Below are 21973 nucleotides of genomic sequence, written 5' to 3'. Positions count from 1 at the left end.
TTTCCGCCCCGCTCAGCGGGCCGCCCCGCTGCCTACCGGCCAGGCGGCCGGGATTCGTTCCAGCAGCCCACCGGCGAACACGTCGCGCAACCCGAGCGGCTTGAGGTGGACGTACCCGATGTGGCAGTCGCAGAGCGCGGCGTCGCAGGCCCGGGGCTTCAGGGCGGCCCGCCACGACCCGTCGTAGAGGTTGCCGATCGGCGTGGGCCGGAAGTGGCAGCGGCGCACCGTGCCGTCACCCGCGACGGAGATCGCCGTCTCCCCGGCGTGGCAGGGCCGGTCGAGCGACCGATGCGGACGGACGCTCCAGCCGAACAGCGGGTCCAGCGCCGTCCAGGCCGCCTCCTGGTCGGCGGGGTAGTGGTGCCCGTCGGCCGCGTTGACCCACAGGTACACCTCCGGGGGCAGGGCGGCCCGTAGCGCCCGCGCCTCGGCCAGGTGCTCGGGCAGGCCGACCACCCCCACCGAGTAGCGCACGCCCAGCGCGGACAGCCGGGCGCAGCGGGCGAGGAACCGGTCCCGGGCGACCTGCCCCGGGTGGTACGTCGTCCACAGCGCCGCCGTGGCCCGGTCGGCGTCGGCCAGCCAGTCCACCCGGGCGGCCAGGTTGGTCTGGATGACCACCCGGTCGACGTGCGGCAGGTGCGACAGCGCCACCATGGCCTCGCGGTACCAGCTGCGGGTCAGCCCCTCGCCCCACGGGGTGAACAGCACCGACAGCCGCCGGTCGGTGGTGGCCGCCACCCAGCCGGTGAACCGGTCCAGCGCCGCCCGGTCGGCGCGCAGCAGCTCCGGCGGGTCGACCCGCTTGGCGAACGGGCAGTACGGGCAGTCGTAGTTGCAGCTCGCCAACGGCCCCCGATAGAGCACCGCCAGCTCCGCCCCGACGTCGGCGGCCCCGGCCCCGGAACACCCCGGCTGCGCCGCCCGGGGCGTGACAGGGTGCACCGGCTGCGCCGCCCGGGGCGTGACAGGGTGCAGCGGCAGCGCCGTCCGGGGCGTGACGGGGTGCAGCGGCAGCGCTGGCGGCCGGCCGGTCACCGGGGCACGTACCCGGTCATCGCCTGCTGGACCCGGGCGGAGGTCAGCCACGGGCCGACCGCGTCGGAGCGGGCCAACCCGGCCGGGGTGAGCCGCAGCCCGTCGGCGCTGGCCCACCCCCGGGCGACCAGGTGCCCCAGCTCGGGGAAGTCCTGACCCGGCGGCCGGCCGAACCGGGCGGTGTAGGCCGCCGCGTCGACCCCCTCGGCGCGCAGCAGCGACTTGAGCAGCCACCGGCGGCGCTGCTCGGCGCCGTCGAGGGCGAAGCCGAACTCGGCGTGGCGGAAGTCGTCGGCGGGGCGGGCCAGGTAGTCGTCCAACACCAACCGGACCTGCGACACGGAGACCGCGTAGTCGAACGAGTAGTGCAGCGCGGTGGTGTAGGAGCGCGCCCCGCACCCGAGGCCCACCATGCCGTCGTCCTGGCAGCAGTAGTCCGGCCCGTCCGGGGCGGGCACGTCGGCGCGGCGGAACTGCCGCATCGACTCCTGTCGGTAGCCGGCCGCGCCGAGGACCTGCACCGCCTGCTCGTAGAGGGCCAGCCGGTGGGTGTCCCAGTCGGCCCGGCCGTGCGCCCGCCGACCCAGCCCGGTCAACGGCCGCACGTACAGCGGGTAGAGGTACAGCTCCTCCGGCCGCCAGGCCAGCGCCGCGTCCAGGCTCTCCTGCCAGGTCGCCGCCGTCTGCCCGTCGATGCCGTAGATCAGGTCGATGTTGAGCACGGGGACCGCCGCGGCCCGGATCGCGCCGAGCGCCGTCTCCACCTCCGCGCGCCGCTGCGGTCGGCCGGCGGCCCGCGCCTCGACGTCGAGGAAGCTCTGCACGCCGATGCTCACCCGGTGCACCCCGTGCGCCGCCAGCACCGCCAGCCGCTCCGGCGTCGCGGTGGCCGGCGAGGTCTCCACCCCCAGCGGTACGCCCGGCAGCCGCGCCCCGGAGGTGCCGGTGACGATGTCGAACAGGTCGGTCAGCTCGTCGGCGGTCAGGTAGGTGGGGGTGCCCCCGCCGAACGCCACCCGGGCGTACCCGGCGTCGTCGCCGAGCGCGTCGGCGACCCGTTCCGCCTGCCGGCGCAGTTGCCGCAGGTAGGCCGTCACCTGCTCCTGCGGGGCGTTGGCCCGGGTGAACAGGTTGCAGAAGCCGCAGCGCATCTCGCAGAACGGCAGGTGCACATAGAGGAACAACGCGTCGCGGGCCTCGGCCCGCCACACGTCGGCCAGCAGCGGCCGGGGCCGCAACGCCCGGTAGGAGGTCTTGTGCGGGTACGCGTAGAGGTACTGCTGGTACGGCGAGCCGTCGAGGCCCGTGTCGGTGCTGGTCACCATTCCCCCGGTCGCAGAGTGAAGTGGGCGTACGGCACGGTCCACACCACGTCGTGGCCGACCCGGTGGCCGGTGTGCCCGTCCTCGCCGTACGCCGTGCCGTGGTCGGAGCAGATGATCGTGAACACCGGCCGCCCCCGCCCGGTGAGCAGGGCGAATAGCCGGTCGACCCGGGAGTCGACGTACTCCAGGGCGGCGGCGTGACTGTCCCGGCTGTCGTGCGCCGCGCCGGGCAGGTGGTGCCGGTTGGGTTGGTGCAGGGCGGCGACGTTGAGGAAGGTGAACACCGGCCGGTCGGCGGGCTGGCCGGGCAGCACCTCGGCCAGCCGGTCGAGCTGCGCGTCCAGGCAGGTGGGGGAGGTGACCCCGAACGCCGGCTCCCAGTGCGCCTCGGCGAACAGGCCCGGCAGCACCGACCCGAGCGGGCTGCGCCGGTTGAAGAAGCCCACCCCGCCCAGGCAGAGCGTGTGGTAACCCGCCCCGGCCAGCGCGGTCGGCAGGTCGGGGGCGTCGAAGACCCAGGTGTCGGCCCCGGCGGTCTCGCTGCCCGGGAACGCCGCCGCGTACAGCCGCTCGTGCCGACCCGGCCCCACCGGGGTGGGCAGGAAGCCGGCGAAGAAGGCGTGGTGCGCGGCGTAGGTGAAGCTGGCGGGGGAGTGCCGCCGCTCCCACCGCCCGCCCGGCAACACCCGGGCCAGCCGGGGTGTCCGACCGGCTTCGGCCAGCTCGTCGGCCACGTCGAAACGCAGTGTGTCCAGGGTGACCAGGCAGATGTCGTGACTGCCGATCAGCGTGCGCATCCGACCTCCTGCTGCCGCGTCGTCGCCGGCCCGCCGGCCGTCGGGCGGGCCGACCAGGTCGCCGTGCCGGCCACCGCGTCGCGCCCCGTCGCTGCCGTGCCGTCTCCGGGCGGGCGGGCCGGCGCTGTCGCCCGCCACCGGTCCCACCGGCCGCTGGTCAGCGCGTGCACCTGCTCGGCGTAGGTGTCCCGGCCGTCGGCCAGCACGCCGGGCAGCAGGTCGCCGAACGCGTTGACCTCGGCGACCGCGTGCCGGCGCCAGCCCACCAGGAACATCAGGTCGACCCCGACATGCAGTGACCGGGGGAAACACGCCGCCGCCCGCTCGCAGGTCCGCATCGCCGCCGCCCAGGACTCCGTGCCGGCCGCGGCCCGCAGCGCGGCCAGGTCGCCGCGCGCGTTGCCCAGGTGCAGGTTGGTCAGCGGGCCCCGGGCGGCCCGGACCACCGCGTGGGTGGCCTGGCCGGCGACCACCACCACCCGCAGGTCGACCACCCGGTCGGCCAGCCCGGCCTTGGGTAGCCACTGCTCCACGTGCAGGCCTTCCGGGGCGAGCCGGTCGACCAGTGCCGCGATGGTCGCCTCGTCGTCGTAGCGGCGCAGCCGCAGCGAGTTGAACAGCCCGTCCGGGGTGATCTCGATCGGGGTGACCGCCTGCACCCGGCGCGGGCCGACGGCGAGCGCGAGCACCCCGGCCGCCGACGAGCCGTGCGCCGGCTTGACGAACACCCGGTGCCAGCCGGCCGCCGTCATCGCCGCCCGCAACTGCGGGTAGCCGCCGACCGGCGGGAGCGCCGACGGCACCGGCACCCCGGCGGCCGACAGCAGCGCGTGGCAGCGGCGCTTGTCGCACAGCACCGCCACGTCGTCGGGGTGGTTGAGCAGCGTCGCGCCCCCGGCTGCCACGCGGCCCATTCCGGCCACCAGCCCGGCGTACGTGTCGGCGAGGCCGATCAGCTCCCCGTGCCGGGCGGGGGTGGCCGCGCCGCGCAGCAGCCGGTCCACCTCCGCGTCCTCGCCGGGGGAGTCGACCCGGACCAGGGCGTCGGCGTCCGGCGGGGCCGCCCCGGTGAGCACCCGCGCCCAGGGCAGCACCGCCGGGTCGGGCAACCCCGCCTCGCGTACGGCCCGCCGGAACAGCGCGACCCGCCGGTTGTCGGGGTTGCCCACCACGGTCAGTCGCATGTCACTCCGACACCGCCGTGTAGCGGTAGGTCTCCCCGTCGTCCTCGTCGGCTTCCTGCGGTTCGGAGACGTCCACCTCGATGCCGGGCAACGCGGCGACCACCCGGTTGGCGGCGTCCTCCGACAGGTAGTGGTGGTGCAGGTCGAGCGCGGACAGGTGGGTGAGGGGCTGCCCGGCGAGCAGTGCGGCGAGCCCGTCGTCGGACAGCGTGCCCAGCGACAGGTCGAGCCGCTCCAACCGGGGCACCACGGCGGCGGTGGCGAGCGCGGCGGCCAACTCGTCGGTGATCACGGAGTTGCGCAGCCCGAGCCGGCGCAGCGCCGGGAAGAGCTTGCCGGCCAGCAACGCGTCCAGGTCGGCCACGGTGGTGTCCCCGCCGTAGTCGTCGGTGCCCAGCCACAGGTCCAGGTGGTGCAGTGCGGGCAGCTGCGAGCCGAGCACCGCGGCGACGAACTCCCGGGGCAGCCCGCCGCTCTGTACGGACAGCGTCCGCAGCCGGTCGTGGCGCACCGGGGAGAAGCTGAAGTCCTCGCCGCCGCGTACCCGCAGCACCTCCAGCTGCGGGTACGCGGTCAGCAACGGGCTGACGTCGCCGACCCGCATCCAGGAGACCTCGCACTCCTCGGTGACCATGTCGCCGAGGAACAGGGCCCGCAGCCGGGGCAGCCGGGGGGCCGCCGCGCAGAGCTGGGCGATCGGGGCGTGGTGGAACGCCGCGTATCCCCAGGCCCCGACGACCATCGCCTCGGCCTGGTCACCGACCTGCTCGACGAACCTGTCGAACCGGTCCCGGAACTGTTCCGACAGGGTGTCCTGCCGGGTGTTGCCGTCGAAGTGCCAGTCGGCGACCCGCCAGCAGACCGGGCCGTCCACGGTGGGCAGCGGACCGTCGGCGGGGAACTCGACCACCGGCCGGCCGGCGAACGTCTGCGCGTGGGAACCGAACGTCATCGCCGCTCACTCCCCGACCGCGGTGAACCGGTAGACGGTGCCGTGGTACTCGTCGGGCGTCTGCGGGTCGTCCAGGTCGACCTGGACACCGGGCAGCGCGTCGGTCAGCCGCTGTGCGACCTCGGGGGAGAGGAAGTGGTGGTGCAGGTCGAGGCGGCGCAGGTGGGTCAGCGGCTGCCCGGCCAGCAGCGCCTCGGCGCCGGGGTCGGTGAGCACGCCCATCGACAGGTCGAGCACCTCCAGCCGGGCCACCACCGGGGCGGTGGCCACCGCCCGCGCGACGTGGTCGGCGAACTCGGCGTTGCAGACCGCCAGGTGCCGCAGCGCGGGCAGCCGGTCGCCGGCCAGGATCGCGGCCAGGTCGTCGACGCCGGTGTCGCCGCCGTAGTCCTGCCGGCCGAGCCACAGGTCGAGCCGGTGCAGGGCGGGCAGGTCGCTGTCGCCCACCGCCCGGGTCACCTCGGCCGGCAGGCCGCCGGTCTGGAAGCCCAGTTCCCGCAGCCCGGTGTGGCGTACCGGTTGCAGGGTCAGCTCGTTGGCCCCGCGTACCCACAGCGTCTCCAGCTGCGGGTAGGCGGTGAGCAGCGGGGTGAGGTCACCGTGGGTGAGCCAGGAGATCTCGCACTGCTCGCTGACCAGGTCGGCCAGGAACACCGCGCGCAGGGCGGTCCAGTCCTTCGCGGCGTCGGCCAGCAGGTCGACCGGCAGGGCCCGCTCGTACGCCGAGCCCCACTCGCCGATCACCAGGGCGTGGACCGCCTCGCCGGGCACCTCCGCCCGCAGCGCCGCGACCAGGCCGGCGAACTCCTCCGGCTCGGCCTCGAAGTCCTCGACCTCCAGCCGCCAGGCGACGGCCGACGGGTCGTCGGGCAGGGTCATCCCCGGTGTGAAGGGGACCACCGGCATTCCGGCGAACGACGACATGTGCGAACGGATCACGCCTACCTCCGGCTCGACTGGTGTGACAGCGGCGCGACCGTAACAGGACCGACCGACAGGATGATCAGCCGCCGGGTGACCGGACCCGTCCGCGCCAACCGGTGGTGTCCGGCCGGTGACGCTTTACAGCGGAAGCCGGGTATGCGAGGCTCGTGTGAGCGCTCCCACGGCGGTCCGTGTTCGGATACCCCGGGGAGTTCGCTCGTGAGAAATCGCACCCGGCGGGCGGCGTCGATCGTCGCCACCGCCGTCACCACCACCCTCGTCGCCGGTGTCGTCACCGCCGTCTCGGCGCAGGCCGCCGCCGGCTGTCAGGTCACCTACCAGGTCGGCGCCCAGTGGACCGGTGGCTTCACCGCCGCCATCTCGATCAAAAACCTGGGTGACCCCGTCAACGGCTGGCGGCTCGGCTGGACCTTCCCCGCCGGGCAGACCATCACCAGCGCGTGGGGCTTCACCGCCAGCCCGGCCAGCGGCGCCGTCGTCGCCACCAACCTCGACTACAACGCCGCCATCGGCACCGGTGGCGTGGTGGACGTCGGGTTCAACGGCACCTGGACCGGCAGCAACCCCGACCCCGCCGGCTTCACGCTCAACGGCACGGCCTGCACCGGGACGACCACCCCCACCACCGCCGCGCCGACCACCCCGCCTCCGCCGACCACCCCGCCCCCCACCACCCCGCCCCCGACGACGCCGCCCCCCACCACCCCGCCTCCGCCGACCACCCCACCGCCGACCAGCGGGACGCCGACGGTCGCCTCGGACGGCACCGGCAGGTACCGCACGGTGCAGGCCGCCATCGACGCGGTGCCGGCGAACAGTTCCAGCCGGACCACGATCACCATCAAGCCCGGCACCTACCGCGAGGTCGTCCGGGTGGCCTCGAACAAGACCAACGTCACCCTGCGGGGCCTCGGCTCGGCGCCGTCGAACGTGGTGCTCGTCTACAACAACTCCGCCGGCACCCGTAAGCCGGACGGCACCACCTACGGCACCTTCAACAGCGCGAGCATGTTCGTCGACGGGGCGAACTTCGTCGCCGAGAACCTGACCATCGCCAACGACTTCGTGGAGAACTCCTCGGGCGTCGACCAGCAGGCGGTGGCGCTGCACCTGAACGCCGACCGGGCGGTGCTGCGCAACGTCCGGCTCCTCGGTGACCAGGACACCTTCCTGGTCAACGACAAGACCCGCGCGTACGTGGTCGGCTCCTACGTGGAGGGCACCGTCGACTTCATCTTCGGCGGCGGCACGATCGTCGTCGACAGCAGCTCGATCTACGAGAAGCGGTCGACCGGTGGACCGATCACCGCCGCCCGGACGCCGGCCAGCAAGACGTACGGGATGCTGATCTACCGGTCGACGATCACCGGGGCGACGAACAACACCACCCAGCTCGGCCGCCCGTGGGGGCCGGACGCCCAGGTCCTCTACCGCGAGTCGACGCTCAGCGCGACCCTGAAGACCGCCCAGCCCTGGACCGACATGTCCGGCAACGTGTGGCAGAACGCGCGGTTCCGCGAGTACCGCAACACCGGGCCCGGTGCCGGCACCAACGGCAACCGTCCCCAGCTCAGTGACGCCCAGGCGGCCACCTACACGCCGCAGCGCTACCTGGCCGGCAGCGACGGCTGGAACCCGATGTGAGCGTCCGGCCGACGGCGGACGAGCCGCACCCGAGGTGACCCCGGTCCCCGCGTCGGTTCCGACGCGGGGACCGGGACGGTCCGCAGCACGGGCCGGGCCGGTCAGTCGACTGACCGGCCCGGCCCGTGCTGCGTGGCCGCGCAGGTGCCCTCGCGCTCCTCGATGAGGGCGCGACGCAGTCGTTGCCGCTCGCGGCGGCTGACCAGGAACTCGGTGACCGCGGTGGCCAGGCAGGCCAGGGCCAGCCAGGCCAGCGCCCGCAGGGCGGGGATGCCGGCGGTGGCCGGCAGCAGGGCGAGCAGCGTCGCGGCGGCGACCAGTCGGGGCCAGATCAGGTTCCGGCAGGTGCGGCTGAGGCGCCACTGGAACGCCGCATGGGCGAGCAGGAAGGTGACCACGCCGCCGTACAGCGCGTAGCGGCCGGTGTGGTCCAGGGGCTGGCCGCCCGTGTAGGTGCCGGCCTCCCCGACGAGGGTGGGCATGTGCTTGAACCCCAGGGCCAGCAGCATGATGCCGGCGATCATCGGCAGGTGCAGGAAGGAGTAGCAGTCGCGGGCGAGCGCGGTCCGTTCGGCCGGCGGGGCGGCGCGCAGGGCATGCTCACCGACCAGCGTCGACAGGTCGATGTAGATCCACTCCAGGGCGCCCGCCACCACCACCGCGAGGGCGGAGGCGGCCAGCAGGCCGACCGAGTTGGTCAGCTGGGAGCCGGCGATGCCGACCGCGATCAGCACCTCCCCGAGGGCGGCGATGACGATCAGGTTGTGCCGTTCGGTCCAGTGCCGGGCGGAGAAGATCATGCGCGGCGGCCGTGGCAGGGCCTGGCCGACGACGTAGTCGACGATGCCGGCCAGCACCCACAGCAGCACCTGCGCGGCGATTATCCGGTCGGTGGGCAGCGCGGTGCGCGGCAGCAGCGCCGCGCCGGTCAGCAGGCCGGCGGCCAGGACCGGGGGCACGGTGAGCGCCAGGACGTCGCGGGCCCGCAGCTGCGGCGACGAGTACAGGCGCAGGCCCAGGTAGCAGCAGCGTACGGCGAGATAGCAGCCCACGAACCACAGCGGCGTGTCGATCCCGCCGGGTGAGTCCTGGAACGCCTCCCGGGTGGTGACGGCGAGCACGAACATCACCGGGGTGGTGGCCAGCAGGGTGAGCCGGGCGATGCCGTAGTTGGCGCGTACCCGGTTGCCGAGCCAGGCGAACAGCGACCAGGACCACCACAGCAGGCTCAGCACGAGCAGTCCGTGCAGCACCGCCAGGTGGTTGTCCTCGGCGATCATCAGCGTGGTGACCTGGAGGAACGCGAAGACGAACACCAGGTCGAAGAAGACCTCGGCGGTGCTCACCCGGGTGGCTTCGGTGACCGGCCGCAGGCCCCGGCGCAACCGTGTGGTCATCGGCGCCACGCCGTCCCGGACCGGTGGGTGGACGGACGGGTCACGACGCCCCCTCGTGACGGTACGGAGGAGGTCGGCTTCCCGGCGCGACGCCGGGCAAACCCCCCCGACGCGGGTGATGGCGACGCAGGGTGAGCCCGCCGCGCCCAAGGGTGCAATGTTTTGCGGATCATTGCCGGCAGATGTCGAAAACTTTGCCGCAAGGTCTTGCAAAACCTTTCATCGATGCCGCATCGTCTTCTCCACCGGACGGCCGTCCCACCGCCCAGCGCCTCTTCGACCCCCGGAAGTAGGTCCACTCCCGATGTCCGCACCCCGCGTTTCCCGGGGAACCCGTCTGCGACGGGGCCTCCTCGCCCTCGCTGTCACCGCCTCCTCCCTCGCCGCGCTGAGCGCGCTGCCGGCCACCGCCCCCGCGACCGCCGCCGTAGCCCTCAACGACAGCGAGGTCACCGCCAACCTCTGGGAATGGAACTGGCGCTCCGTCGCCGCCGCGTGCACCGACCACCTCGGTCCGGCCGGCTACGGCGCGGTGCAGGTCGCCCCGCCGCAGGAGTCGGTCAGCCTGCCGAGCAGCGCCGACGGCGTCCACCCCTGGTACGAGGTGTACCAGCCGGTCTCCTACCGGCTGGAGAGCCGCTTCGGCACCCGGCAGCAGTTCGCCGACATGGTCACCACCTGCCACAACGCCGGCGTGCGGGTGTACGTCGACGCGGTGGTCAACCACATGGCCGGCGCCAACAACCCCGAGTCGGTCGTCGGGTACGCCGGCACCGACTTCTCCGGCCCCGGCTACAGCTTCCCGGCCGTGCCCTACGGCACCGGCGACTTCCACCGCCCGGGTGACAACTGCCCGACCTCCGGTGCGATCAACGACTGGAACAACGAGGCCCAGGTGACCAGCTGCGAGCTGCTGTCCCTGACCGACCTCTACACCGAGAAGGACAGCGTCCGTACCAAGGTCGCCGGCTTCCTCAACGACCTGGTCGGCCTCGGGGTCGACGGGTTCCGGGTGGACGCGGTCAAGCACGTCAAGAAGGACGACTTCGCCGCGATCCTCGGCAAGGTGCGCAACACCACCGCCGAGAACAAGCGCCCGTACGTCGCCCAGGAGATCTTCGACGGGGCCAGCAACGACGCCCTCAAGGCCCGCGCCTTCACCGGCAACGGCGACGTGCTCGACTTCGGGTACGCCAAGGGCCTGAAGTCGGCGTTCCAGGGCTCGATCGCCAACCTGGCCAACGTCGGCAGCTGGAACCTCGACGCGCCGAGCGCCAACGTGTTCGCCATGGTCACCAACCACGACCTGGAGCGCGACGGGGTGGTGCTGTCCTACCGCGACGGCAGCGACTACGTCCTGGCCAACTACTTCGCGCTGGCCTACCCGCACGGCAAGCCGTCGGTCTACGACAGCTTCACCTGGTCCAACCGCAACCAGTCGCCGCCCGCCGACGGCAACGGCTACGTCACCGACACCGTCTGCGGCAACAGCTGGAACTGCCTGACCCGGTCCACCGGGATCAAGGGCATGGTCGGCTGGGCGAACACCGCGAAGTCGGTCAAGACCGTCTCCGACTTCACCGTGGTCAACAGCAACGTCATCGGCTTCCACCGGGGCGACCGGGCCTGGATCGGGATCAACGACTCCGGTTCCGCCAGCACCGCCACCTTCACCACCGGCCTGGCCGACGGGTCGTACTGCGACGTGATCTCCGGGGCGCGCGGCGGGTCCGGCTGCACCGGCACGACGGTGACCGTCAGCGGTGGCCGGGCCACCGTGCAGATCCCCGCCAACGGCGCGGTGGCGCTGCACGTCAACGCGAAGAGCGGCCCGGCGACCACGCCCACCGCCACCCCGACGCCCACGGCCAGCGCCACGCCGACGCCGACCGCGCCGGCCGGCACGGTCGCCACCACCTTCACCGTCACCGCGTCCCTCGCCGGTGGGCAGGACGCCTACGTCGTCGGCAGTGTGCCGGCGTTGGGTTCGTGGGCCCCGGCCGCCGCGGTCAAGCTGACCGCGCTGGGCGGGGGGACCTACCGGGCGGTGGTCAACCTGCCGGCGGCCACGGCGGTGGAGTTCAAGTTCCTCAAGAAGACCACGGCCGGCGTGGTGACCTGGGAGTCGGGGAGCAACCGGACGTTGACCACGCCGGGCAGTGGCACCGCGTCGGTCACCGACACCTTCCGGGGCGACCCGGCCGGCACGCAGGGGGCGTCGTTCACGGTCAACGCCACCACCTCGTACGGGCAGAACGTCTTCGTGGTGGGCAGTGTCGCGGCGCTGGGCTCGTGGAACCCGGCGAACGCGGTGGCGCTCTCCTCGGCGGCGTACCCGCTGTGGCGGGCCACGGTCGCCCTGCCGGCGAACACGACGTTCGAGTACAAGTACCTGAAGAAGAACCCCGACGGCACGGTGACCTGGGAGTCCGGGGGCAACCGCAGCGCCACCGTCGGGTCGACCGGCTCGTGGAGCGCCAACGACACCTGGCGGTGACGTCGGGCGGGTGCGGCGGCCGGTCCCCTTCCCGGGGGTCGGCCGCCGCGCCGTCGGTGCCGGGGCACCGGCGCGGCGTCGATGGCGGTGGGGGCGGGCATCTCAGTTTGACGAATGTCGATGCGTGCTCGTATCGTCCGGGAAAGCGCTTTCTTGTCGCCGCCACCCTGTCCGCCCACCGTCGGAGGTACGCCTCATGCGACCGTCCCGCCAGCGTCGGCTGGCCCTGCTGCTCGCCGCGGTGCTCGTCCCCGTGGTCGCCCTCCTGGTCGGACCGGTCACCACCGCCTCCGCCGCCACCGTGTTCAGCGACGACTTCACCGACGGCGACACCGCCGGCTGGTCGAAGTCGGGTGGCACCTGGACGGTCGTCACCGACGGCTCCCCGGCCGTCCGCCAGTCCAACGCCGGCAGCGAGAACGCCCGGCTCTTCGCCGGCAGCAGCGGCTGGACCGACTACCTCGTCCAGGCCAGGGTGAAACCGCTCAGCCTCGGCACCGGCGGCCAGGTCGGCCTGCTGGCCCGCGCGTCCGGGGCGACGCGCTACTACCGGCTGGCGCTGCTGCCCGGCAACCAGGTGCAGTTGCAGGCGGTCAACGGCGGCGCGGTCACCGTGCTGGCCGGCATCGTCCACCCCGTGACCACCGGCACCTGGCACACCCTCGTCGTCGAGGTCGTCGGCAGCACCGTGCGGGGCCGGGTCGACGGGGTCTTCGTCGGCGAGGTCACCAGCTCGCTGATCGGAGCCGGCCGGATCGGGTTGCAGACCGCTTACGCGTCGGCGTCCTTCGACGACGTCCTGGTCCGGGACAACGACGTCCCGCCGACCACCCCGCCGGCCCCCACCCACACCCCGCCGCCGAGCCCGACCACACCCCCGCCGCCCTCGACCCCGCCGCCCGGGACCGTCGTGCTGGTGGTCGCCACCGACGGTGACGACGCCAACCCCGGCACGCTGGCCCGGCCGTTGCGCACCATCCAGCGCGCGCACGACCTGGCCGAGCCCGGCACCACCATCGCGGTACGCGGCGGCACCTACGCGCCGACCAGCACCATCAAGATCCTCAAGGACGGTACGTCGTACCAACCGATCACCCTGACGAACTACCAGGGTGAGAAGGTGGTCATCGACGGTGAGAACATGCCGTACACGCCGGGCGCGGTGGGTTCCAGCATCCCCCGGGCCGACCGGGGCGCGCTGCACGTCGAGGCCGACTGGTGGCGGTTCGTCGGCCTGGAGATCGTCCACGGCCCGTACGGCATCTTCGGCGTCGACACCAACTACGGCAGGTACGAGCGCCTGGTCACCCGGGACAACTACGAGTCCGGGCTGCACCTGCAGGGCGCGTCCAGCGGCAACCGGATCATCAACCTGGACAGTTACGGCAACCGGGACCCCCGCAAGAACGGCGAGAGCGCCGACGGGCTGGCGATCAAGGAGGGTTCGGGCCTCGACAACCGGGTGAGCGGTGCGCGGCTGTGGCGCAACTCCGACGACGGGTTCGATGCCTGGCTGTTCCAGTCGCCGATCCTGATCGAGGACAGCGTCGCCTACGACAACGGCTACAACTACTGGAATCTGCCCGACTACGCAGGAGACGGCAACGGCTTCAAGCACGGCGGCGGCAACGACCCGCGCCCCGCCGTCGACCACGTCACCCGCAACAGCATGGCCTGGGGCAACTCGGCGGGCGGCTTCATCGACAACGGTAACCCCGGCACGCTGTTGTTCGACCGCAACACCGCGTGGCGCAACGGTAAGGCCGGTTTCGACGTGTCCCGTTCCACCTCCCAACTGCACCGTAACCTGGCGGTCGGCAACACCCCCGACGTGTCGCCCGGCTCCTCGACCGGGACCGACAACTCCTGGAACCTCGGCGGCACCTGGCCACTGGTCAGCACCGACCCGTCGACCATCACCGGCCCCCGGGCCGCCGACGGGTCCATCCCGCCGTCGAACTTCCTGCGCCCGGCCAACGGTGCCGACGTGGGTGCCCGGCTCTGAGCCACTCGCCGGGTCGTGCTCCCGCCCGCACCGGCGGGAGCACGACCGACCCATCCGGGCGGACCGGCCCGCCGGCCCCGACCGGTGTGGTCGGGGCCGGCCGGGCGGCGCGGCGTCGCCCGACGGGGACTCAGCGGCCCTGGAGGGCGCGGACGTTGTCGCCGAACGTCCAGCCCTTGGACCCGTCCCAGTTCACCGACCAGGTCATCAGCCCCTTCAGGCCACCCCGGTAGGTGTTCCACGCCTGCGCCACCGAGGCCGGCGCGAGGTAGCCGCCACCGGCGCCGGGCTGCGCGGGCAGGCCGGGGACCTGCTTGTCGTACGGGACGCGGATGGTGGTGCCCTGGATGACCAGGCCGGCGTTGAGGCAGTCGGTCTGGGCGGTGAAGCCCGCCACCGCCCCGGCCGGGTACGAGTCACCGGCGCAGCCGTACATGCTGCCGTTGTAGTACTGCATGTTGAGCCACCAGAGCCGCCCGTTGTCGACGTACCGCTTGATGACCGGCAGGTACGCGCCCCAGATGGAGCCGTAGGTGACGCTGCCGCCGGTGACGTACGCGGTCTCCGGTGCCATGGTCAGGCCGAAGCCGGCCGGCATCTGGGCCAGCACGCCGTCGATGATGCGGATCAGGTTGGCCTGCGAGGTGGACGGCCGGGTGATGTCGCCGCTGCCGGTCAGCCCGGTCTCGATGTCGATGTCGATGCCGTCGAAGTGGTACCGCTTGAGGATCGGCACGACGGTGGCGACGAACCGGTCGGCGACGGCGGCCGAGCCGAGGTCGATGCCGGCGGTGGCGCCGCCGATCGACAGCAGCACGGTCAGCCCGGCGGCCTTGGCCTGGCACATCTCGGTCGGGGTGGGCACCCGGACGGTGGCGTCCATGCCGTCCTCCCAGAGCACGGTGCCGTCGGCGCGGATCACCGGGAAGGCGGCGGTGACCACGTTGTAGCCGTGCCCGGTGATCCGGGGGTCGGTGATCGGGATCCAGCCCAGCGGCGGGTGGACACCGTTGGCCGCGCCGTCCCAGTTCTCCCAGTAGCCCTGGAGCACCTTGCCGGTCGGCCGGGGCTTCAGCGCACAGCCCGTGCCGTCGGGCGGCGGTGTCGTCGTGCCGGGGGTGGCGGTGGGCGTGGGTGTCGGAGGACGGGTGGGCGTGACGCTCGGCGTGGGTGTCGGGGTGGGCGGGCGGGTGGGCGTGGCGGTGGGTGTCGGCGACGCGGTGGGGGAGGGGGTGCCGGTGCAGACGCCCAGGTCACGCCAGAGCGCCGGGACGGCGGCCGGGTTCCAGCCGGCACCGGCCGGCGGGGTGTGGGTCACCAGCGACTCGTAGAGGCGGCCGAGGTAGCTGACCCGGGTGCCGGCCGGGTAGGTGACGCCCTCGGACCAGGCCGGTGCGGAGCAGGCCGCCATGGTGGCGGCGTTGCCCGTTGCCGTGGTCGGCGCGGCGAAGCCGTTCGCGGTGGGCAGTGCGGCGGCGAGCACCACCACCCCGGCCAGGATGGCCGTCGTCCCCGGTCGAAGTCGCATGGCATACCTCCTCGTCGATGGCGGGGAGGCTAGCAGTTAACTTTGTTAAATGTAAATGCCTGCGCGTAGGTGCGCCGCCCGGCAGGGGTGGGGTCGGGCGGCGCACCCGGTCGGCGTTGCGGTCGTAGCCGACCACCTCCTGACCGGCGGCCCTACGGGACCGGGCGGGCGGTGCCGTCGGGCAGCGGGGCGGGGCGCGGGGAGGGGCCGCCGTCAGGGGACCGGGTTCCAGCCGTCCGTGCCGGCCAGGTACCGCTGCGGGGTGTAGGTCGACGCCTGCGCGTCGGTCAACTGTGGCCGGTCGACGGTGACCGTCGACCCGGGACCGTCGTTGCGGTACTCGAAGAACCGGGCGTCACGCCAGGAGAAGCCGGACATGTCGCTCCACGGGGAGTCCTTCACGTGCGCACCGAGCACGCTGTCGCGGAACACCACCTGCCCGATCGCGTTGACGTCCCCGCTCGGGTGCCACGGCCGGCCCAGGTGCACGCTCTGCGCCGCCGCCGAGTCGGTGGTCAGCGTGCAGTCGGTGAAGAGCAGCCCGTACGGGTTGCCGATCATGGTGGACGGTGCGGTGACGTACCCGTTGTTGCTCGTCGAGCCCCGGCTGAGCGATCGGATCTCGCAGCGGTCGAAGACCCCGGTGCCCCGGCCGAAGACGAAGTCGACGTCACCCTCGACGTAGCAGTCCCGGAAGTACGCCCGGCCGACCGCGTCGACGGAGGCGCTGTTGTGGTAGAGCGTGTCCTGGTTGCCGAGGAACCGCACGTCGTCGAAGACCAGCCGGTCGGCCCGGGTCAGCACGGCCACCGCCTGCTCGGCGCTGTAGTCGTGCGCCGCCTCGTCGAAGTCGTTGGCGAAGGTCAGGTGCCGGGCGGTGAAGTCGTTGCCGTCGATGGTCACCGAGGCGCTGCCCGACGTGCCGTACGTGCCGCCACCCGGTTTGGGGGTGCCCGAGGCGTTGTCATAGACGATCACCACGTCCCGGGCGTCCCCGGTCGACCCGACGAACGACACGTACGGCTTGGCCGCCGGGACCGTCACCGTCTCCCGGTAGGTGCCCGGCCGGATGGTGATGGTGTACCGGCTCGCGTTGCCCACCGGCACCGCGTCCACCGCCGCCTGCACGCTGGTGAAGTCCCCGCTGCCGTCCCGGGCGACCACCGAGGACCCCTCGGCCGGCCCGGTGGGCGTGGGCGTCGGGCCGGTGGGCGGCGGGGTGTCCGACGGGGTGGTGGTGGGGGTGCCGCCGGGGGTCGGCGTCGTGCCGGTCGGGGTGGTCGTGGGGCTCGGTGGCGCACTGGTCGGGGCGGGTTCGCCCCGGGTCACCAGCACGTCGTCGAAGCGGGCGGTGGCGTTGCCGGTCTGCACGCCGATCCGGCCGGTCGAGGTCAGGGTGCCGGTGCCGGAGCCGACCGGGACGCCGTCGACCCAGCCGCTTACCACCGTCCCGGCGACCTCGATCCGCAGGGTGTGCCAGCCGCCCGCCGTCACCGGGTGGGACACCGTGGCCAGCGGGGTGACCCGGCCGCTGCGTACCGCCTCCAGCCGGACCTGATCGCCGGCCGACAGGGCGAGCCGGTAGTAGCTGGTCGCGCCGCTGGCGCGGGCCAGCAGCGCGACCATGCCGTTGCCGGGCAGGGCCAGCGGCTTCACCCGGGCCTGCACGACCTGGTCGGACCACGACGCGCTGCCGGCGAACAGCCGGGCGTCGCCGGTGTCGGCCCTGGCCTGCTGCAACGCCGGGCTGTCGTCGGCGGCCACCGACCAGGTGCCGCCGGACCTCGACCAGCCGGCGAGGTCGCCGTCGGTGAAGTCGTCGCCGAACAGGGTGGCGGCGTGGGCGACCTGCGCACCGCCGAGCGGGGTGAGGCAGAGCAGCGCGGTGGCGAGCGCCGCGACGGCGACGGCGAGCGGGCGGCGGTTTCTGCGCATGGCGGATGAACCTCCGGGGACGGGGTGGAGGCGGGCAACGGTGCGTGAAAGCGCTTTCCTGCCGCACCGTAACCCCGCCCACACACGACTGTCAATGCGCTCGGGGCCGGGGGAGAGGTGCTGTCCAGGGCCCGCACGCTCCTGCTGGGAGGTCTTCCTCAGCCCGCGCCGAGGGTGGCGGCGAGGCGGACGAGGCTCGCCGGGGCGGCGGGCTCCCGGGCGACCCGGGCGAGCACGTCCCGGCCCGCCGGCCGGTGGCGGATCTCGGCGGGGGCGATCCGGTCCGCGTCGACCAGGACCCGGCCGGCGCTGACCGGGTCCGCACCCTGGAGGTAGGCGCGGGCCGCGTCGACCAGGTGCGCGGCGCGGTGCTCGACGGGTAGCCACCGCCAGCCGTCGCACCGGGTGACCTCCTTGTGCCGGGTCACCGCGCCGTGGGTGTCGCCCAGTTCGATAGCGGCGGCGGCTCGCGCCACCGCCACCGCGGTCGGCCCGAAGCCGGTCCGGTGGTGGTCCTGCCCGTCGCCGACGGGGGCGGCCAGGGCGGCGGCCTCGTCGAGCAGGTCGACCGCCGCCGCGTCGTCCCCGTGGCTGGCGGCAGCCATGGCCGCCTGGAGGAGCAGCGTGCCGCACAGCGACAGCTCCGCAGGTGCGCCGCCCTCGATCTCCGGCGGGGCGATCCGGTACGCGGCAGCCAACATGGCCGACTTCGCGACCCGGGCCTGATCGGAGGCGCGCAGCACCTGGCCGAGCTGCACCGCTGCGGCGGCGACCAGGGCCGGGTCACCGGCGGCGGCGCTCATCGCCCGGTCCACCGCCAGCCAGGCCAGGTCCGGTACGGCCAGTTTGACAAGCAGCGATGCGGTGATCCGGTATGTCTCCACAAGTGCCGCCCGACCCGCCGGATCCGCCGCGTGGCTGCGCTCGACGTCGGCCAGCAGCTCAGGCAGCAGAGCTGCCAGGTCGGGGTACCGGGCATGCTGGAAGGTCGTCCAGGCGTGGGCGACCTGCCTTGCCGCCTGGCCGACGGGCGGCACCGGCCGCCCGCCCGTCGGTCGGGCCAGGGGAATGTCGTACCGGGACAGGGCCACCCGGATCCGCGCGACGTCCGCCGCCCGCCCGGTCACCTCGGCCGGCTGTACGTCCCGACCGAGCAGCACCGCCGGATCGATCCGCAGCACGGCGGCGATCTCCTGGAGCGTCGACATCTTGTCCAGGGTGCGGACACCCCGCTCCACCTTGTCCACCCAGCTCTTCGACTTGCCCAGCCGGTCGGCGAACACCTGCTGCGACAGGTTGCGCCGCCCCCGCCAGTACGCCACCCGCCGACCCACCGGCAACACCTCGCTACTGTCCACGCCGCCACCGCCGGTCGGGCACCGCCCGGGTAGTCTCCTCGGCCGGTATCCGTTCGGCCTCGGCCTGCGCGAGAAGCCGCTGCTTCGCCGCCTCGTGTTCGGCCGCCTGGATCTGCTCGCCCCGACTCGCCGCCGGCTCGTCACCCTGGTCCCGCATCCCCACCTCCGCTGGCAGGGGCGTGGCGGCATGTCCGTGGAGGGACATCCCGCCGCGCCCGACGTTGGTGACCGACATCGACGAGTAGGTCACCGGACCACAGGTTGGCGTGACCAAGGGTAATCAAACAGGTGCGAATAGTACGATCTGATGGCGGCGTGTCACTGACTCGGACGGGATGTACCAGTCAGCGTGCACAACCCATCAGGTCGGCCAGCTCCGCCAACTCGTCCGTCATCGCTCGACGGCGACCGGTGGCGATCGATTCCACGATGTCCCGTGCGTACCGCTGCTGCCGTAGCCAGGTGGGTGCGGTGTCCCGCAACTGCGTCAGCACCGCCGTCGCCTTCCCGTACCGCCGCAGGTGGGCATAGGCCCAGGCCAGGTCGAGCCGGTGCCGCCGCCAGGCCGAGGTGCTGATGGTGGGCGCGGGCGGCACCAGCGCCGACAGTTCCAGCACCCGGCCCGCGTCTCCCGCCACGGCCGCCGCCTCCGCCCGCTGCATCTGCACCTTGGCGGTGTCGAAGCCTCCCACCAGCATCAGGTGATCCGATGCCGGCACCCGGTCACCGATCCGAGTTGCGGCGGCAGCGGCGACGCCGATCAGGTCCGCCGCCTCCTCCGGCCGGTTGTCCCTGGCCTGTGCGGCGGCGGCGCTCAGTAGCAGCCATCCCCAGCCGGCCAGTTCGGCCGGTGCGGCTCGGGACAGTCGCGGCTCGACCTCGTCGGCGGTCGCCACCGCCAACTCGGCCGACTCGCTGATACGCCCCTGGCGCATCAGCAGCCAGCACATCGTCCGGATGACGGTGGCCGCCACCACCCGGTCCCCGGACCGCTGCGCGGCGTCGAGCGCTCCCGACAACGCCGTCTGCGCCAGGTCGTCGGCCCGCAACTGGATCAGGAGTCCACCCGCCACGTGCTGGGTGCGGGCCAGCAGGTCGTACGCGGCATCCTGTCGCTCGTTGCCCGCAAGACCGACGGCGGCACGCACGTTCACCAGCAACGGCGGTACCACCCGCAGCGCGACCGCGTAGTCACCGGCGTTGTAGACCCGATCGGCGGCGTGCAGGTTCCGTCGTAGCGTGTCGAGGTCGGGCGGTTCGTCCGTCGGTAGCACGAGGGGAGCGCCGTCGATCCCCCGTACCGGGGCCACCACGCGGCGGATCTCCGCCAGCGACAACTGCCGGTGACCCGGTTCGCCCCGCGCGGCGGCCTGTGACGCGTCACCCAGCAGCGCGGACGTCGACACCTCCAGGGCGCGGGCGAGCGCATGCAGTGTGTCGAGGCGGGCCGTCCCCCGGCTGCCCTGCTCCAGCTTCCTGATCACCTCAACGCTGACGCCCGACCGCTCGGCAAGCTGCTCCTGGGTCAGCCTCGACATACGACGGATCTCCGCGAGCCGCTCACCCACCGTCGGTACGGTCATACCCTCTCCCGCCCACGCCACGGGCAGCCACCAGCCGCGTGCGGCGGCTGCCACTTCGGACGGTACACCCAGCGTTGAGCGCAGGAAGTGTCCGGTCGAATACCCTCCGAATTGGCCCGACGGGTATGGCGACCTGGTGGTCAGTCCTCGGTCTGGGGGCCGAGCAGGCGGATCTCCTCGATGTCCAACGTCGCCTGCACCTCCCGCAGCACGCTGTCGTCGATCTCGTTGTTGTCGCGCAACCGGGTCACCTCGCGGCGCTTGTGTTCCAGCACCCCCAGCCGCAGCCGGGTGTCCAACTCCTGGGCCCGGTCGGCCTCCGGCCCACCACCGGTCTCCGTCACCAGGTCCAGGTGCCGCTGGTAGTCGGCGCGCAACCGGTCCACGGCCGCCGCGTCGACGGCGAGGTCGGCGGCGACGTCCGGCAGTGCCGCCAACGCCACCTCGGTGGTCCGGCGGCGGGCGTGCCGGACCTCGTCGCCGCGCGCCTCGTCGCCGCGCAGGCCGGCCCAGCGGGCCACCGCCGGCAGAGTGGTGCCCTGCACCAGCATGATCGACACGATCGCCACGGCGGTGCAGAAAATGATCAGATCCCGTTCCGGCACCGGCGTGTGCGTGGTGGCCGTGGTCACCGGCACCGCGAGGGCGGCGGCCAGCGACACCGCCCCCCGGAACCCCGCCCAGCCGGCCGCCACCCGCACCCGCCGGCTCACCGTGGCGCCCCGGCCCACCACCGGCAGGCCGTAGGAGAACAGCTGCAACCACACCAGCCGGACCACCACCACCATCAGGGTGACCGAGGCGGCGATGGTCACCGACCGCACGAGGGACGTGCTGGTCACGTGGTTCACCGCCCGGGGGATCTGCATGCCGAGCAGCACGAACAACGCCCCGTTGATCAGGAAGGTGGACAGGTCCCAGAAGGCGTACGCCAACACCCGGGACCGGGCCCGGATGATCCTCGGGCTGGCGTACGACAGCAGCAGCCCGGCGACCACGACGGCGAGCACCCCGCTGGCGTGCACCACCTCGGCGAGCAGGAACGCGGCGAACGGGGTGAGTACGCTCAGCGCACCCTCGCGCAGCGGGTCGTCCAACCGGCGGCGGATCAGCACCACGACCAGGCCGACGACCAGCCCGGCGGCGACACCTCCGCCGGCCGAGCCGACGAACCGGCCCAGGAACCCGAACACTCCCGGCGCGGTGCCACCGACGATCAACCCGACCGTCACCGAGAACAGCACCAGCGCGGTGCCGTCGTTGACGAGGCTCTCCGCCCGCAGCGTGGTCAGGATGCGGCGGGGCATCCGTTTCGCCAGGCCGGCCACCGCCGCCGCGTCGGTGGGGGCGAGTACCGCGCCGAGCACCCAGGCCGCCTGCGGGCTCATCCCCAGCCCCTTGGCGACCAGCGCCACCGCCACCATGGTCACCACCACCAGCGCCACCGCCAGCGAGGCGATCACCAGCAGGTTCGCCCGGATCTCCCGCAGGCTGATCACCAGGCTCTCCCGGTAGAGCACGGCGGGCAGGAAGAGCAGCAGCACCACCTCGGGTTCGAGCACCACGTCCGACAGCGGCGGTAGCAGCGCCAGCAGGCCACCCATGGTGATCAGCAGCACCGGCGGGGCGACCCGGTACCGGCCGCCGATGGTGGTGCCGACCAGCACGGTGGCGGCCAGCACCACGATCAGGACCAGGACGTCCACGCCACCCCCCGCCTCCACCCGACATGCTGGTACGAAGTCGGCGGCGGGGCGGGGAGAATCCGGGAACTGCCCGGAC

The 21973-nt window shown here is 73.2% G+C and carries 16 protein-coding genes; 3 read left to right on the top strand and 13 right to left on the bottom strand.

Annotated features, from left to right (window positions below):
- Window positions 1-12: 12 nt before the first annotated feature.
- From AB0B63_RS15200 to AB0B63_RS15175, 6 genes are read right to left on the bottom strand one after another with little or no spacing between them, the layout of a single operon-like run.
- Window positions 13-1041 (bottom strand): STM4011 family radical SAM protein, encoded by a 1029-nt coding sequence (locus AB0B63_RS15200; RefSeq protein ID WP_357018679.1) that lies wholly within the window; start codon window positions 1039-1041, stop codon window positions 13-15.
- On the bottom strand, window positions 1038-2363 hold the full coding sequence (locus AB0B63_RS15195; protein WP_357018676.1) for an STM4012 family radical SAM protein: 1326 nt from the start codon (window positions 2361-2363) through the stop codon (window positions 1038-1040). The genes AB0B63_RS15200 and AB0B63_RS15195 overlap by 4 nt, the downstream gene beginning before the upstream one ends.
- On the bottom strand, window positions 2360-3163 hold the full coding sequence (locus tag AB0B63_RS15190; RefSeq protein WP_357018673.1) for an STM4013/SEN3800 family hydrolase: 804 nt from the start codon (window positions 3161-3163) through the stop codon (window positions 2360-2362). The genes AB0B63_RS15195 and AB0B63_RS15190 overlap by 4 nt, the downstream gene beginning before the upstream one ends.
- Complete coding sequence (locus AB0B63_RS15185) at window positions 3151-4347, bottom strand: STM4014 family protein (RefSeq protein WP_357018669.1); 1197 nt, start codon at window positions 4345-4347, stop codon at window positions 3151-3153. Before AB0B63_RS15185 ends, AB0B63_RS15190 begins: the two co-directional genes overlap by 13 nt.
- Before the next feature lies 1 nt (window position 4348).
- Window positions 4349-5299 (bottom strand): STM4015 family protein, encoded by a 951-nt coding sequence (locus tag AB0B63_RS15180; RefSeq protein ID WP_357018667.1) that lies wholly within the window; start codon window positions 5297-5299, stop codon window positions 4349-4351.
- 6 nt (window positions 5300-5305) lie between these two features.
- Window positions 5306-6238, bottom strand: coding sequence for an STM4015 family protein (locus AB0B63_RS15175; RefSeq protein ID WP_357018664.1), 933 nt, complete (start codon window positions 6236-6238; stop codon window positions 5306-5308).
- Between the two features lie 204 nt (window positions 6239-6442).
- Between AB0B63_RS15175 and AB0B63_RS15170 the strand changes: the two genes are divergently transcribed.
- Window positions 6443-7888, top strand: a complete 1446-nt coding sequence (locus tag AB0B63_RS15170; RefSeq protein WP_357018661.1) for a pectinesterase family protein — start codon at window positions 6443-6445, stop codon at window positions 7886-7888.
- A gap of 101 nt (window positions 7889-7989) precedes the next feature.
- Here AB0B63_RS15170 and AB0B63_RS15165 read toward each other — a convergent pair whose 3' ends face one another.
- Entirely contained in the window at window positions 7990-9285 is a 1296-nt protein-coding gene (locus tag AB0B63_RS15165; protein ID WP_357018657.1) for a low temperature requirement protein A, read from the bottom strand.
- A gap of 304 nt (window positions 9286-9589) precedes the next feature.
- Here AB0B63_RS15165 and AB0B63_RS15160 point away from each other — a divergent pair, with 304 nt between their 5' ends.
- Together AB0B63_RS15160 and AB0B63_RS15155 are read left to right on the top strand one after the other, a co-directional pair.
- Window positions 9590-11782: a carbohydrate-binding module family 20 domain-containing protein gene (locus tag AB0B63_RS15160; protein WP_357018655.1), complete on the top strand. Its 2193-nt coding sequence runs from the start codon at window positions 9590-9592 to the stop codon at window positions 11780-11782.
- A gap of 196 nt (window positions 11783-11978) precedes the next feature.
- Entirely contained in the window at window positions 11979-13787 is a 1809-nt protein-coding gene (locus AB0B63_RS15155) for a right-handed parallel beta-helix repeat-containing protein (protein WP_357018652.1), read from the top strand.
- A 130-nt stretch (window positions 13788-13917) separates the two neighbouring features.
- On the opposite strand, the gene AB0B63_RS15150 is transcribed toward AB0B63_RS15155, so the two are convergent.
- The 6 genes from AB0B63_RS15150 to AB0B63_RS15125 form a co-directional block, all read right to left on the bottom strand.
- Window positions 13918-15315, bottom strand: a complete 1398-nt coding sequence (locus AB0B63_RS15150; RefSeq protein WP_357018648.1) for a glycosyl hydrolase family 18 protein — start codon at window positions 15313-15315, stop codon at window positions 13918-13920.
- Between the two features lie 213 nt (window positions 15316-15528).
- The gene (locus AB0B63_RS15145) at window positions 15529-17250 is read right to left on the bottom strand and encodes a pectinesterase family protein (protein ID WP_357018644.1); all 1722 of its coding nucleotides are present in this window, start codon (window positions 17248-17250) and stop codon (window positions 15529-15531) included.
- Between the two features lie 158 nt (window positions 17251-17408).
- Window positions 17409-18608 (bottom strand): helix-turn-helix domain-containing protein, encoded by a 1200-nt coding sequence (locus AB0B63_RS15140; RefSeq protein ID WP_307799043.1) that lies wholly within the window; start codon window positions 18606-18608, stop codon window positions 17409-17411.
- Complete coding sequence (locus tag AB0B63_RS15135; RefSeq protein WP_244251842.1) at window positions 18598-18765, bottom strand: hypothetical protein; 168 nt, start codon at window positions 18763-18765, stop codon at window positions 18598-18600. Before AB0B63_RS15135 ends, AB0B63_RS15140 begins: the two co-directional genes overlap by 11 nt.
- Window positions 18766-18952: 187 nt before the next feature.
- Window positions 18953-20191, bottom strand: coding sequence for a helix-turn-helix transcriptional regulator (locus AB0B63_RS15130; protein ID WP_357018639.1), 1239 nt, complete (start codon window positions 20189-20191; stop codon window positions 18953-18955).
- Between the two features lie 140 nt (window positions 20192-20331).
- Complete coding sequence (locus AB0B63_RS15125; protein ID WP_357018636.1) at window positions 20332-21897, bottom strand: Na+/H+ antiporter; 1566 nt, start codon at window positions 21895-21897, stop codon at window positions 20332-20334.
- Window positions 21898-21973 lie beyond the last annotated feature (76 nt).

This window comes from Micromonospora sp. NPDC049081 (assembly GCF_040648835.1).
GTDB classification, from domain to species: domain Bacteria; phylum Actinomycetota; class Actinomycetes; order Mycobacteriales; family Micromonosporaceae; genus Micromonospora; species Micromonospora antibiotica.
Note: the sequence above shows the minus strand (reverse complement) of the source record. Positions and strands in the feature narration are given on the sequence as shown.